This is a genomic window from Cellulomonas flavigena DSM 20109, assembly GCF_000092865.1.
Lineage (GTDB): Bacteria > Actinomycetota > Actinomycetes > Actinomycetales > Cellulomonadaceae > Cellulomonas > Cellulomonas flavigena.
In genome coordinates this window covers 2,148,145-2,162,473 of the sequence record NC_014151.1, presented here as the reverse complement: position 1 = coordinate 2,162,473, position 14,329 = coordinate 2,148,145, and the positions used below count along the sequence as shown (strand labels likewise).

Here is a 14,329-nt window from a genome sequence, read left to right as displayed (position 1 = left end):
AGTCACGGAGGGAACCTTCCGGGTGAGCGGTGCCCTCCCGGGTCACGGACCGGTCACGACCAGGGTGGTGGCAGTGGCAGGATGACGCCATGGCGCTGACAGCACAGGTGAAGGACGAGCTCGCCCGGCTGAAGGTGGACAAGACGTCCTGCCGCAAGGCGGAGATCTCGGCCACGCTGCGGTTCGCGGGCGGCCTGCACATCATCTCGGGGCGCATCGTCATCGAGGCGGAGCTCGACACCGGCATCGCCGCCCGGCGCCTGCGCCAGGCGATCACCGAGATCTACGGGCACGAGAGCGACATCATCGTGGTCTCCGGCGGGGGGCTGCGCCGGGGGAGCCGCTACGTCGTCCGCGTCGTCAAGGACGGGGAGTCGTTGGCGCGCCAGACGGGTCTGCTCGACAACCGCGGCAGGCCGGTGCGGGGTCTGCCGCCGCAGGTCGTCTCCGCGGGGATCGGCGAGGCGGAGGCGGCGTGGCGCGGCGCGTTCCTCGCGCACGGCTCGCTCACCGAGCCGGGCCGGTCGTCCGCGCTCGAGGTGACCTGTCCCGGTCCGGAGGCGGCGCTCGCGCTCGTCGGCGCCGCACGGCGCCTCGGCGTCGCGGCCAAGGCGCGCGACGTGCGCGGTGTGGACCGCGTCGTCATCCGCGACGGTGACGCGATCGGCGTCATGCTCACGCGGCTCGGCGCGCACGACGCCGTGCTCGTCTGGGAGGAGCGGCGCGTCCGGCGCGAGGTCCGGGGCACCGCGAACCGGCTCGCGAACTTCGACGACGCGAACCTGCGCCGCTCGGCGCGCGCCGCCGTCGCCGCCGGCGCCCGCGTCGAGCGGGCGTTCGAGATCCTGGCGGACGACCTGCCCGAGCACCTGCGGCAGGCCGGCGAGCTCCGGCTCGCGCACAAGGAGGCCTCGCTCGAGGAGCTGGGCAAGCTGGCCGACCCGCCGCTGACGAAGGACGCGGTCGCCGGGCGGATCCGGCGGCTCCTCGCGACGGCCGACCGCCGAGCCGCCGAGCTCGGGATCCCCGACACCGAGGCGGGGCTCAGCCCCGACCTGCTGGACCTCTGACACCGGGGCGCCCGTCGTCGGCGCGCCCGCGTGGTCCAGCATGCGAACGCAGGTCCGGGCCGGACCTTCGTCTTGGCCGACGCCCTCGCCGCGGGGTATAGGCTCGGGTCATCCGATCGCAACGACGACGCAACGCGCTGGGCACATCCCGGCGGTGGCTGGTCGGCGGCGGCCGGAACGCACAGCGGCGTGCGTGACCCGAACACCAACTGTGTGCGCCGGCATGGGATCGGCGCGTGCCGAGGAGGGCAAGTGACCATCAAGGTCGGCATCAACGGCTTCGGCCGCATCGGGCGGAACTTCTACCGCGCCATCATCGCCTCGGGCGCCGACATCGAGATCGTCGGTGTCAACGACCTCACGGACAACCACACCCTGGCGCACCTGCTGAAGTACGACACGGTCCTGGGCCGCTTCCCGCTCACCGTGGACTACGACGACGAGAACATCATCGTCGACGGCAAGAAGATCCGGGCCCTGGCCGAGCGCAACCCGGCCGACCTGCCCTGGGGCGAGCTCGGCGCGGACATCGTCATCGAGTCCACGGGCTTCTTCACGGACGCGACCAAGGCCAAGGCGCACATCGACGCCGGTGCCAAGAAGGTCATCATCTCCGCCCCGGCGAAGAACGAGGACGCGACGTTCGTCGTCGGTGTGAACCACACGGACTACGACGCGGCTGCGCACCACATCATCTCGAACGCCTCGTGCACCACGAACTGCCTCGCCCCCGTGGCCAAGGCGCTCAACGACGCGATCGGCATCGAGCGTGGCCTCATGACCACGATCCACGCCTACACGGGTGACCAGAACCTGCAGGACGGCCCGCACCGCGACCTGCGTCGCGCCCGCGCCGCCGCGCAGAACATCGTCCCGACGACGACCGGCGCGGCCAAGGCCGTCGCGCTCGTCCTGCCCGAGCTCAAGGGCAAGCTCGACGGCTTCGCGCTGCGTGTGCCGACGATCACCGGTTCGGCCACGGACCTCACGTTCACCGCCTCGCGCGAGGTCACGGTCGACGAGGTCAACGCTGCGGTCAAGGCCGCCGCGGAGGGTGCGATGAAGGGCACGCTGAAGTACACCGAGGACGACATCGTCTCCTCGGACATCGTCACCGACCCGCACCAGAGCATCTTCGACGCGAAGCTCACCAAGGTGATCGGCGACCAGGTCAAGATCGTCGCCTGGTACGACAACGAGTGGGGCTACAGCTCGAGCCTCGTCAAGCTCACCGAGTACGTGGGCGCCCGTCTCTGACGTCCCACCGCTAGGCAGTCCCTTGCGTCCGCGTGCGCGCCGGCCCTCCGGCCGGGCGCACGCGGACGCTGCCGTGTCCGGCCCCGGGCACGCGACCGCCGCGCCCCGCCGTGCGGCGTCAGACCACGGCCGCCGACCCCCGGCGGCAGGCAGGGAGACAGAAGCATGAAGACCATCGAGGACCTGGGCGACCTGCGCGGCAAGCGTGTGCTCGTCCGCTCCGACTTCAACGTGCCGCTCGACGGCACGACGATCACCGACGACGGCCGCATCCGCGCGGCGCTGCCGACGCTCGAGGCGCTGCTGGACCAGGGCGCGCGCGTCGTCGTCACCGCCCACCTCGGTCGCCCGAAGGGCGCCCCGGAGGCCAAGTACTCGCTCGCCCCCGTCGCCGCGCGTCTCGGCGAGCTGCTCGGCCGGGAGGTCGCGCTCGCCGACGACCTCGTGGGCGATTCCGCGAAGGCCACCGTCGCCGCGCTGCAGGACGGGCAGGTCGCCCTGCTCGAGAACGTGCGGTTCGACGCGCGTGAGACCAGCAAGGACGACGCGGAGCGCGGCGCGCTCGCCGACGAGCTCGCGGCTCTCGCGGACGCGTTCGTGTCCGACGGCTTCGGCGTCGTGCACCGCAAGCAGGCGTCGGTCTACGACGTCGCGCAGCGCCTGCCGCACGCCGCGGGCACGCTCGTCCTCGCCGAGGTCGAGGCCCTGCGCAAGGCGGTCGAGGACCCGGAGCGTCCCTACGTCGTCGTGCTCGGCGGTGCGAAGGTCTCCGACAAGCTCGGCGTCATCGGCAACCTCCTCACGAAGGCCGACAAGCTGCTCATCGGCGGCGGCATGATGTTCACCTTCCTCAAGGCCCAGGGGCACGAGGTCGGCTCCTCGCTCCTCGAGGAGGACCAGGTCGAGACCGTCAAGGGCTACCTCGCGCAGGCGCAGGAGTCCGGCGTCGAGATCGTCCTGCCCGTCGACACGCTGGTCGCCCCGGAGTTCGGCTCGGACGACTTCGAGGTCGTCGCGGTGGACGCGATCCCCGCCGGCACGATGGGCCTGGACATCGGCCCGAGGTCCGCCGCGCTGTTCGCCGAGGCGATCCTCGGCGCGAGGACCATCGCGTGGAACGGCCCCATGGGCGTCTTCGAGCGTCCCGCCTACGCCGAGGGCACCAAGGCCGTCGCGCAGGCGCTCGTCGACACCGAGGGCTTCTCGATCGTCGGTGGCGGCGACTCCGCCGCGGCCGTGCGGCTGCTCGGCTTCGACGAGGCCGGCTTCGGCCACATCTCCACCGGCGGCGGCGCGTCGCTGGAGCTCCTCGAGGGCAAGACCCTCCCCGGCATCGCGGTCCTGGAGGACTGACACGTGGCGAACACGCGCACCCCGCTCATGGCGGGCAACTGGAAGATGAACCTCGACCACCACCAGGCGACGCACACCGTGCAGAAGCTCGCGTGGACGCTCAAGGACGCCAAGCACGACTACGCAGCCGTCGAGGTCGCCGTGCTCGTGCCGTTCACCGACCTGCGCAGCGTGCAGACGCTCGTGGACGCGGACAAGCTCGAGCTGGTCTACGGCGCCCAGGACGTGTCGGCGCACGAGTCCGGCGCGTACACCGGCGAGATCTCGCCGCTGTTCCTCGCCAAGCTCGGCGTCACGTACGTCGCCGTCGGGCACTCCGAGCGTCGGCAGTACCACGCCGAGGACGACGCGGTCGTCAACGCCAAGACGACGTCCGCGCTCGGTGCGGGCCTCGTGCCGATCGTCTGCGTCGGTGAGCCTCTCGAGGTCCGCGAGGCCGGCGAGCACGTCCCGCACACGCTCGCGCAGGTCGAGGGTGCGCTGGCGGACCTGACGGCCGAGCAGGTCGCCGGTCTCGTCATCGCCTACGAGCCCGTGTGGGCGATCGGCACCGGCAAGACCGCGACGCCCGAGGACGCGCAGGAGCTCTGCGCCGCGATCCGCGTCAAGGTCGCCGAGCTGTACGACCAGGCCACCGCCGACGCCGTGCGCGTGCTCTACGGCGGCTCGGTGAAGTCGTCGAACGTCGCGTCGATCATGGACAAGCCGGACGTCGACGGTGCCCTCGTCGGCGGCGCGAGCCTCGACCCCGAGGAGTTCGCGAAGATCGCGCGCTACCAGGCGCACACCGTCGCCTGACGCGTCCGTCGGGCCGGCCGCCGCCGACGCGGCCGGCCCGACGGCGCCGGAGCCACGGGACCCGGGGTGGTGGAATGCACCACCCTGTGTCGCCTACCCTGTACCGCGGCCACCACGACGGCGCTTCGCCGGCACGGCCCGCACCCGGCACGACACGCACCGACGCCGATCCCGGCCCGGCGCACCGCTGCACCGAACCGCCCGAGTGAGGAACCCCACCGACGTGACTGCCCTGCGTATCACCCTCCAGGTGCTGCTGGTCCTGGCCAGCCTGCTGCTCGTCCCGCTGGTGCTGCTGCACAAGGGCAAGGGCGGCGGCCTGTCGGACATGTTCGGAGGCGGTATCACCGCCGGCGCCGGGTCGTCCGGTGTGGCCGAGCGCAACCTCAACCGCATCACCGTGAGCGTCGCCCTGGTGTGGACGGTGATGATCGTCCTCCTCGGTCTGATCGAGAAGTTCTCGGAGTAGGGGGGACCTGGCCATGGCGAGCGGGAGTGCGATCAGGGGGTCGCGCGTCGGGGCCGGCCCGATGGGTGAGGCGGAGCGCGGCGACGCGGCCCCTCGCGTGTGGATCTCCTACTGGTGCGCGAACGGCCACGAGACGCGGCCGAGCTTCGCGGAGGAGGCCGCCGAGGAGGCGCCCGCCACATGGGACTGCCCGCGCTGCGGCTTCCCCGCGGGACAGGACCCGGAGGCGCCGCCGGCGCCTGTGAAGAACGAGCCGTACAAGACGCACCTCGCGTACGTGAAGGAGCGTCGCAGCGAGGAGGACGGCGCGGCCATCCTCGACGAGGCCCTCGCAGCGCTCCGCGCCCGTCGCGGCCGCTGAGCACGCACGCCACGTCTGCAGGGGCTGAGGGGCACGCGGGTCGCCCGCCGCACGGGGCCCGCGCGCCGGTGGCCCGACGACGAGACACAGCACGGCGCCGCCACCTCCGGGGTGGCGGCGCCGCTCTCGTCGCGGCAGGGAGCACGCGCGGGAGCCGGGTGCCGCTGCCTGCGTGCGCGTCGAGCTGTGTGCGACGTCAGCGCACGCGCAGCAGCGCGAACCCGTCGTAGCCCTTCTCGCCCACGGTCTGCACGACCGTGCCGTCGACACGCTCGTCGGCCGCGGCCGCCGCGAGGAACGTGCGGACGCCCTGGACGCGGTCGTCCGGGTGGTCCGCGTCGGTGACGGCGCCGCCGCGCACGACGTTGTCGACCATGACGAGCGCCCCGGGACGCGACAGCGTGATCGCGCGGTCGGTGTACGCCGCGAGCTGCTGCTTGTCGGCGTCGACGAAGACGAGGTCGAACGGTTCGCTGCCCGCCGCGACCAGGGCGTCGAGCGACGCGAGCGCGGGGCCGACGAGCACCTCGACGCGGTCGCCCAGTCCCGTGGCCGCGAGGGAGGCCGAGGCGACCGCCGCGTGGTCCGGCTCGAGCTCGAGCGACACGACCCGGCCGTCCGTCGGCAGCGACTGGGCGAGCCACCATGTGCTGTACCCGCCGAGCGTGCCGATCTCCAGGATGCGGCGTGCTCCCACGGAACGGGCGAGCAGCTCGAGGAGCCGCCCCTGGGCAGCGCTGACGGCGATGTCCGGGAGTCCGGCGTCCGACGCCGCGGCCTGGACGTCGCGGGCGGTCTGGGGCTCGTCCACGAGCGGGGCGACGAAGGCGTCGACCGCTGCCCACGCGCGCTCGGCGCTCGATGCGCTCCGAGGACGCAGGCCCTCGGACGAGCCGGGGGCGGGCGCGGATCCCGGCCCACCACCCGGCAGCTGCGCTGCCGCCGCGACGTCGACGAGCCAGAGGGTGCGCCCGGTGCCGGTCGCGCCCGCGGCGGGGGTCGTGCGCACGTCGTCGCCCGCGAGGGCGCGGGCCACTGCCGGTGCCTTCTCGGCACCGGCCGCGACCACCCAGACCTCGCGGGCGGAACGGATCACCGGGAACGTGAGCGTCACACGCTCCGACGGCGCCTTGGGGGAGTCGTGCTCGGCGGCGACCAGGGAGCTCGCCTCGAACAGTGCGGCGTGCCCGGGGAAGAGGGACGCGACGTGCCCGTCGGGCCCCATGCCGAGCAGCAGCACGTCGAACCGGGGTGCGAGGCCGTCGCCGCCGGCGTGCGCGCGCAGCTCGGCGGCATAGCGCCGCGCGGACGTCTCACCGTCGGGCACGTCGGCGCACGGCGCCGGGAAGGGGTGCACGTTGCCCGCGGGCAGCGCCTCACCGAGCGCGTCGAGGAGTGCAGCACGTGCCTGCGTCTCGTTGCGGTCGGGGTCGCCGTCGGGCAGGAAGCGCTCGTCGCCCCACCACAGGTGCACCCCGGACCAGTCGACGGCGTCCCGGACGGGCGACTGGGCCACCGCTCGCAGCGTCGCGATCCCGACGGTGCCCCCGGTGAGCACGACGTGCACCGGTGAGCGGTGGGACTGCAGGTCGACCAGCCGCGTCAGCAGCCGGGCCGCGGTCGCGGCCGCCAGCACGTCGGCGTCGGGGTGGACGAGGATCTCGGGCGTGGGCGTGCTCATGCTGCTCCTCCGGGTCCCGGCCCCCGCCGGGCGTCGTGGAAGGCCGGGCCCGGCGCCTGCCGGGCCCGGCCGGGGTCACGCGTCGATGCGGGCCAGGCCCTTCTGCAGCACCTCGCCGTACACCTCGTCGGCGTCGAGCCGGCGCAGCTCCTCGACGAGGCACTCCCGCAGCTGACGGATCGGCAGCGCGATGCGGTGCTCGGGCTGGTCGGGCTGGTGCAGCGACGCCGTCTTGCCGTCGGGCCGGTCCAGCACGATGTCGCCCGACGCCCGCTGCAACCGCACCTGCGTGATGGCGGGCGCGCCGGGGACGCGCTCGATCTCGACGGGGCAGCGCAGGGCCTGCGCGAGCCAGGCGGCCATGAGGTCGACCGACGGGTGCGTGCTCTCGCCCGTCACGACGGCGCGCTGCACGGGCTCGAACGGCGGCTGGTCGAGCGTCGCCGCGATGAGGCCGCGCCACAGCGTGGCCCGCGTCCACGCGAGGTCCGTGTCCCCGTCGGTGTACACGCGCGCGAGGTCACGCAGTGCGCGGCCCGGGCGCTGGCACGTCGTGGTGTCGGTGATACGGCGCTGGGCCATCTGGCCCAGCGGGTGCTCCGACGGGTTCGACGGCACGTCGTACGGCCACCACACGACGATCGGCGCGTCCGGCAGCAGCAGCGGCATGACGAGCGTGTCGACGTGGCGCGTGACGCCGCCCGAGATCCGCAGCACGACGACCTCGCTGGCGCCGGCGTCGCCACCGAGGCGGATCTGCGCGTCGAGGCTGGACGTGCGTGCGCCCGTGGGCTCGGTGAGCACGATGATGCGGCACGGGTGCTCGCGGCTCGCGGCGTTGGCGGCCTCGATGGCCTCCTCGGGGTCGTGCGAGTCGGCGTCGATGATGAGCGTGAGCACCCGGCCGAGAGCGATCGCGCCGCCCTCGTCGCGTGCCTTGACCAGGCGTCGGTTGATGGCCCGGGTCGTGGTGTCGGGCAGGTCGATGATCACGGCAGCCTCCAGGCACGCCCGTCGCGGGCCATCATCTCGTCGGCCGACGCGGGGCCCCAGGTGCCCGCGCGGTACTCGTCGGGCTTGCCCTTCGAGGCCCAGTAGGCGGTGACGGGGTCGAGGATCTTCCAGGAGAGCTCGACCTCCTCGTGCTGGGGGAACAGCGGGGGGTCGCCGAGCAGGACGTCGAGGATGAGGCGCTCGTACGCCTCGGGCGAGGACTCGGTGAACGCGTGCCCGTAGCCGAAGTCCATCGTGACGTCGCGGACCTCCATCTGGGTGCCCGGCACCTTCGCACCGAACCGCAGCGTGACGCCCTCGTCGGGCTGCACGCGGATGACCAGGGCGTTCTTGCCGAGCTCCTCCGCCGAGGTGGCCTCGAACGGCAGGTGCGGGGCCTTCTTGAAGACCACGGCGATCTCGGTGACACGCCGGCCCAGGCGCTTGCCCGTGCGCAGGTAGAACGGCACGCCGGCCCAGCGGCGCGTGTCGATGTCGACGCGGACCGCGGCGTACGTCTCGGTCGTGGAGTCGGGGTTGAACCCCTCCTCGTCGGCGTACCCGACGACCTTCTCGCCGCCCTGCCACCCGGCCGTGTACTGCCCGCGTGCGGTGTGGCGACCGAGGTCGCGGGGCAGGCGCACCGCCGAGAGCACCTTGGTCTTCTCGGCGCGCAGCGAGGCGGCGTCGAACGAGACGGGCTCCTCCATGGCGGTGAGGGCCAGGAGCTGCAGGAGGTGGTTCTGGATGACGTCGCGCGCGGCACCGATGCCGTCGTAGTACCCGGCGCGGCCGCCGATGCCGATGTCCTCGGCCATCGTGATCTGCACGTGGTCGACGTAGTTGCCGTTCCAGATCGGCTCGAACAGCTGGTTCGCGAAGCGCAGCGCCAGGATGTTCTGGACCGTCTCCTTGCCCAGGTAGTGGTCGATGCGGAAGATGTCGTCGGGCCGGAATACCTGCGACACGATGTCGTTGAGCTCGCGTGCCGACTCCAGGTCGTGCCCGAACGGCTTCTCGATGACGACACGCCGCCAGGTGCCCTCCTTGGGCTGCGAGAGCCCCGAGCGGGCGAGCTGCTCGCAGACGACAGGGAAGGAGCTCGGCGGCACCGAGAGGTAGAACGCGTGGTTGCCGCCGGTCCCGCGCGTCACGTCGAGCTCCTCGACGGTCCGGCTCAGCTCGTCGAAAGCCGCGTCGTCGTCGAACGTGCCCTGCACGAAGCGGATGCCCTCGGCGAGCTGGCGCCACGTCGCCTCGCGGAACGGCGTGCGCGCGTACTGCTTGACCGAGTCGTGCACGACCTGCTCGAAGTCCTGCGTCTCCCAGTCGCGGCGAGCGAAGCCCGTCAGCGCGAAGCCCGGAGGCAGCAGACCGCGGTTGGTGAGGTCGTACACCGCCGGCATGAGCTTCTTGCGCGCGAGGTCCCCCGTGACACCGAAGATCACCAGGCCGCACGGTCCGGCGATGCGCGGCAGCCGGCGGTCACGGGTGTCGCGGAGCGGGTTCTGCTGCGGGCCGACCTTCGCGGGAGTCACCTGACGCCCTCGCCGCCACCGGCGCGGGCCAGCCCCGTCTCGACGGTGCCCAGCAGCTCGGCCCACGAGGCCTCGAACTTGGCCAGGCCCTCGGTCTCGAGCTGGTCGGTGACCTCGTCCACCGAGATCCCGACGGCCTCGATTCGGTCCAGCAGCGCCGCGGACGAGTCCTGCGTGCCCGTGACGGTGTCCCCACGCACGGCACCGTGGTCCGCCACGGCCTCGAGGGTCTTCTCCGGCATGGTGTTGACGGTGCCGGCCACCACGAGCTCGTCGACGTACCTCGTGTCCGGGTAGGCCGGGTCCTTGACGCCCGTCGACGCCCACAGCGGCCGCTGCGGGTGCGCACCGGCGGCGGCGAGCGCCTGCCAGCGCTCGCTCGTGACGACGTCCTGGTAGACGCCCCACGCGAGGCGGGCGTTGGCGATCGCGGCGGTGCCGCGCAGCGCGGCGGCCTCGTCGGTGCCGAGCTCGTCGAGCCGCGGGTCGATCGCGGCGTCGACGCGCGAGACGAAGAACGACGCCACGGAACCGATCGGAGCGAGGTCGCGGCCCGCGGCGTGCGCCTGCTCCAGGCCGTCCACGAACGCGTCGAGCACGGCCCGGTAGCGCTGCAGCGAGAAGATCAGCGTCACGTTGACGCTGATGCCCTGCGCGAGCGCGGCAGTGATCGCCGGCAGTCCCTCGACGGTGGCCGGGATCTTGACGTACAGGTTGGGCCGGTCGATGCGGGACCACAGGGTCTGTGCCGACGCGGTGGTCGCGGCCGTGTCGCGTGCCAGGCGCGGGTCGACCTCGATCGACACGCGTCCGTCGACACCGCCGGTCGCGTCGTACACCGGTCGCAGGACGTCGCAGGCGTCGCGCACGTCGTCCGTCGTGAGCGCCAGGACCGCGTCCTCGACGCTCGCGCCCTGCGCCGCGAGCGTCCGCAGCTGGGCGTCGTAGGCGTCGCCCGAGGCGAGCGCCGAGGCGAAGATCGTCGGGTTGGTGGTCACGCCGACGACGCCGCGCGCGACGAGGTCGGCCAGGCCGCCCGAGGTGATCCGCTGCCGCGAGAGGTCGTCGAGCCACACGGCGACGCCCGCCTCGCGCAGGTGCTGCAGGGGGGTGGTGCTGGAGGTCATGGTCGTTCCCCTTCGTCCCACGAGGTCATCCGCGTCCTGCACGTGACGGGGCCGGTCCGCGGACCGGCCCCGTCACGGTTCGTGCGTCAGGCGGGCAGGTCGCCCGTGCCGGACTGCGACGGGGCGGCCGGCTGGTCGGACGGCGCCGACGTCCCACGCGCCGCCGCGACCGACTCGTGCGCCGCGGCCACGACGGCCTCGGCGGTGATCCCGAACTCCCGGTAGAGGCGCTCGTAGTCGGCCGACGCACCGTAGTGCTCGATCGAGACGGTCCGGCCCGCGTCGCCGACGATCTTGTGCCACGACAGCGCGATGCCGGCCTCGACCGACACCCGGGCCCGGACCGACGACGGCAGCACCGACTCGCGGTACTCCTCGTCCTGCTCTGCGAACCACTCGAGGCAGGGCGCCGACACGACGCGCGTCGCGACGCCCGCGGCCTCGAGGGTCGCGCGCGCCTCGACGGCGAGCTGGACCTCGGAGCCCGTGGCGATCAGCACGACGTCGGGGGTGCCGGACGACGCCTCGAGCAGCACGTACGCGCCCTTGGCGACCCCGTCGGTCGTGGCGAAGCCGTCCTCGCCGCGCGGGAACGTCGGGACGTTCTGACGGGTCAGCACGAGCGCGACGGGACCGTCGGTGCGCTCGAGCGAGGCCTTCCAGGCGGCCGCGGTCTCGTTGGCGTCGGCGGGGCGCACGACTGCCAGGCCGGGGATCGCGCGCACCGCCGTCAGGTGCTCGACCGGCTGGTGCGTCGGGCCGTCCTCGCCGAGGCCGATGGAGTCGTGCGTCCACACGTACGTGACGTTGACGCCCATGAGCGCCGCGAGGCGCACGGCGCCGCGCATGTAGTCGGAGAACGTGAAGAACGTGCCGCCGTACGGGCGGGTCAGGCCGTGCAGCCGGATGCCCGACAGGATCGAGCCCATCGCGTGCTCGCGGATGCCGAAGTGCAGCGTGCGACCGTACTGGTCGCCCGCGAACTCGTGCGACGAGCGGTGCGCGGGGAGGAAGGACGGCTCGCCCTTCATGGTCGTGTTGTTCGAGCCCGCGAGGTCGGCGGAGCCACCCCACAGCTCGGGCAGCACCGGGGCCAGCGCCGAGAGCACCTCGCCGGACGCGGCACGCGTGGCGACCGCCTTGCCGGCGGGGAACGTCGGCAGCGCCTCGGCCCAGCCCTCCGGGAGCTCGTCGGCGCGGAGCCGGTCCAGCAGCGCCTTGCGCTCGGGGTTCGCCGCGGCCCACGCGTCGAACTTCTGCTGCCATCCGGCGCGGTCCTGCGCGGCGCGCCCGGCGAGCGAGCGCGTGTGGGCGATGACCTCGTCGGCGACCTCGAAGGTCTGCTCGGGGTCGAACCCGAGGATCTCCTTGAGGCCGCGGATCGCGTCGCCGCCCAGCTTCGAGCCGTGCGACGAGTGGTCGTCGGTCTTGCCCGGTGTGGGCCACGCGATCAGCGTGCGCAGGCGGATGAACGACGGCTTGTCCGTGACGGCCTTGGCGGCCTCGATCGCCGCGTGCAGCGCGTCGACGTCCTCGCGGTACTCGCCGCCGGCGGTCCAGTCGACGGACTGCACGTGCCAGCCGTAGGACTCGTAGCGCGCGAGCACGTCCTCGGTGAACGCGATCGACGTGTCACCCTCGATCGAGATGTGGTTGTCGTCCCACACCACGACGAGGTTGCCGAGCTCCTGCGTGCCGGCGATCGACGAGGCCTCGCTCGTCACGCCCTCCTGCAGGTCGCCGTCGGAGGCGATGACGTACACGTGGTGGTCGAAGGGGCTCTCGCCGGGCGCCGCCTCGGGGTCGAGCAGACCGCGCTCGCGGCGTGCGGCCATCGCGAAGCCGACGGCCGAGGCCAGGCCCTGGCCCAGCGGGCCGGTCGTGATCTCGACGCCGGCCGTGTGGCGGTACTCCGGGTGGCCCGGGGTCTTGGAGCCCCAGGTGCGCAGCGCCTGCAGGTCCTCGAGCTCCAGGCCGAAGCCGCCGAGGTAGAGCTGGATGTACTGCGTCAGGCTGGAGTGGCCCGCCGACAGGACGAAGCGGTCGCGCCCGAGCCACTGCGGGTCCGTCGGGTCGTGGCGCAGCACGTTCTGGTAGAGCAGGTAGGCCGCCGGGGCGAGGCTGATCGCCGTCCCGGGGTGGCCGTTGCCGACCTTCTCGACCGCGTCCGCCGCGAGCACGCGGGTGGTGTCCACCGCGCGCAGGTCCAGGTCGGACCAGCCGACCGTGGTGGCCAGGGGAGCCTTCGCGTTCACCGCACCTCATTCCCGTCCCGCACGCGCGGGGCGTCGTTCCGAGCGTCTCCGGGCAGCGACCACGAGGGAGCGGCGCGTCCGGCTGGGGCCCCGTCGCGTCGTCGGACGGGGATGTCTGCTGCCGCGAGCCTATAGCGGACGAGACGGGACACGCGCATGCGGTCCATCCCCGGTGGCAAGCGCTTGCCGCGCACCCCGGCGAGCGCGGTGCGCACCTGATCAGCACGAAGTGCGACGCATCTCACGCGCACGAGAGGTGCCGCGTCGCACCGCAGCGCCACGTGCGAGCACCGGGTGCGTACCATGGGCCCGGGACCTCGGTCCCGCTCCGCCAGCGCCCACGCGGTCGTCGGCGGCCTCGTCCGCCCTCCACGAACGGAGACCGAAGCGCGTGCGCCTGTCCACCCCCGCGTCCGTCGACGCGAGCAGCCCCGGTGCCGACGTCGTCACCGCAGCGGCCTCGACGTCCCGCGCGCCGCAGGAGGTGCCGACGGCGGAGGATGCGCCCGCCCGCCCGCGCAGGCGGGGCTGGTCGGCCGTGCGCGGCACGGTCGGCGCCTACGTCGCGCTCACCAAGCCGCGCGTCATCGAGCTGCTGCTCATCACGACGGTGCCCACGATGTTCCTCGCCGCGCGCGGGATGCCGTCGCTGGGCCTGGTCGCCGCCACGCTGCTCGGCGGGGCGGGCGCGGCCGGGGCGGCCAACACGCTCAACCAGTACCTCGAGCACGACATCGACGCGGTGATGAACCGCACCCGGCGCCGGCCGATCGTCACCGGCAGGGTCACCGCGCGCGCCGCGCTGGTGTTCGGCCTGGTGCTGGGTGCCGTGTCGCTCACCTGGATGTGGTTCGCCGTCAACCCGGCCTCCGCGCTGTGGACCGCATCGGCGGTCCTGATCTACGTCGTCGGCTACACGATGATCCTCAAGCGCCGCACGTCGCAGAACATCGTGTGGGGCGGCGCCGCAGGCTGCATGCCCGTGGTCATCGGCTGGTCGGCGGTCACCGGGGGCATCTCCTGGGAGGCGTGCCTGCTGTTCGGCGTCGTGTTCTTCTGGACCCCGCCGCACTACTGGCCGCTGTCGATGAAGTTCCGGCGCGACTACGCCGCCGCGGGAGTCCCGATGCTCCCCGTCGTGGCCGCCGACACCCGCGTGGCGCGCGAGATGATCGCCTACACCGTCGCGATGATCGCGTGCTCGCTCCTGCTGTGGCCCGTCGGCGGCATGACCTGGGTCTACGGGCTCGTCGCGACCGCGCTCGGGCTGTGGTTCCTGTGGCTGTGCGTCGGGCTGCTGCGCCGTGCCCGCGACCCGCAGCACCCGCCGCTGCGTGCGATGACCGTGTTCCACGGGTCGATCACCTACCTCACGCTGCTGTCCGTCGCCGTCACGGTCGACGTCTTCCTGCCGCTGTGACCGCGCG

12 protein-coding genes are annotated in these 14,329 nt (G+C 73.1%); 7 read left to right on the top strand and 5 right to left on the bottom strand.

Annotated elements, in window-relative coordinates; all coding sequences use genetic code 11:
* Positions 1-89 precede the first annotated feature (89 nt).
* The 6 genes from whiA (at position 90) to CFLA_RS09820 (ending at position 5,308) form a co-directional block, all read left to right on the top strand.
* On the top strand, positions 90-1,070 hold the full coding sequence (gene whiA / locus CFLA_RS09845) for a DNA-binding protein WhiA (RefSeq protein WP_013117173.1): 981 nt from the start codon (positions 90-92) through the stop codon (positions 1,068-1,070).
* 252 nt (positions 1,071-1,322) lie between these two features.
* Positions 1,323-2,327 (top strand): type I glyceraldehyde-3-phosphate dehydrogenase, encoded by a 1,005-nt coding sequence (gene gap / locus CFLA_RS09840; RefSeq protein WP_013117172.1) that lies wholly within the window; start codon positions 1,323-1,325, stop codon positions 2,325-2,327.
* A 165-nt stretch (positions 2,328-2,492) separates the two neighbouring features.
* Entirely contained in the window at positions 2,493-3,680 is a 1,188-nt protein-coding gene (locus CFLA_RS09835; protein ID WP_013117171.1) for a phosphoglycerate kinase, read from the top strand.
* 3 nt (positions 3,681-3,683) lie between these two features.
* The gene (gene tpiA, locus CFLA_RS09830) at positions 3,684-4,478 is read left to right on the top strand and encodes a triose-phosphate isomerase (RefSeq protein ID WP_013117170.1); all 795 of its coding nucleotides are present in this window, start codon (positions 3,684-3,686) and stop codon (positions 4,476-4,478) included.
* A 223-nt stretch (positions 4,479-4,701) separates the two neighbouring features.
* A complete protein-coding gene (gene secG / locus CFLA_RS09825) occupies positions 4,702-4,947 on the top strand; it encodes a preprotein translocase subunit SecG (RefSeq protein WP_013117169.1) in 246 nt (81 codons plus the stop codon).
* A 13-nt stretch (positions 4,948-4,960) separates the two neighbouring features.
* Positions 4,961-5,308, top strand: a complete 348-nt coding sequence (locus tag CFLA_RS09820) for an RNA polymerase-binding protein RbpA (protein WP_013117168.1) — start codon at positions 4,961-4,963, stop codon at positions 5,306-5,308.
* Between the two features lie 196 nt (positions 5,309-5,504).
* On the opposite strand, the gene pgl is transcribed toward CFLA_RS09820, so the two are convergent.
* The 5 genes from pgl to tkt form a co-directional block, all read right to left on the bottom strand.
* Positions 5,505-6,989, bottom strand: coding sequence for a 6-phosphogluconolactonase (gene pgl / locus CFLA_RS21190; protein ID WP_013117167.1), 1,485 nt, complete (start codon positions 6,987-6,989; stop codon positions 5,505-5,507).
* Between the two features lie 75 nt (positions 6,990-7,064).
* Positions 7,065-7,982 (bottom strand): glucose-6-phosphate dehydrogenase assembly protein OpcA, encoded by a 918-nt coding sequence (locus tag CFLA_RS09810; RefSeq protein ID WP_013117166.1) that lies wholly within the window; start codon positions 7,980-7,982, stop codon positions 7,065-7,067.
* Positions 7,979-9,520 carry a glucose-6-phosphate dehydrogenase gene (zwf, locus tag CFLA_RS09805; protein ID WP_013117165.1) on the bottom strand — a complete coding sequence of 514 codons (1,542 nt, stop codon included), beginning with the start codon at positions 9,518-9,520 and terminating at the stop codon, positions 7,979-7,981. The genes CFLA_RS09810 and zwf overlap by 4 nt, the downstream gene beginning before the upstream one ends.
* Positions 9,517-10,647 (bottom strand): transaldolase, encoded by a 1,131-nt coding sequence (gene tal, locus CFLA_RS09800; RefSeq protein WP_013117164.1) that lies wholly within the window; start codon positions 10,645-10,647, stop codon positions 9,517-9,519. The genes zwf and tal overlap by 4 nt, the downstream gene beginning before the upstream one ends.
* An 86-nt stretch (positions 10,648-10,733) precedes the next feature.
* Positions 10,734-12,902: a transketolase gene (gene tkt / locus CFLA_RS09795; protein ID WP_013117163.1), complete on the bottom strand. Its 2,169-nt coding sequence runs from the start codon at positions 12,900-12,902 to the stop codon at positions 10,734-10,736.
* 391 nt (positions 12,903-13,293) lie between these two features.
* Here tkt and CFLA_RS09790 point away from each other — a divergent pair, with 391 nt between their 5' ends.
* Positions 13,294-14,322, top strand: coding sequence for a heme o synthase (locus CFLA_RS09790; protein WP_013117162.1), 1,029 nt, complete (start codon positions 13,294-13,296; stop codon positions 14,320-14,322).
* The last annotated feature ends 7 nt before the right edge of the window (positions 14,323-14,329 follow it).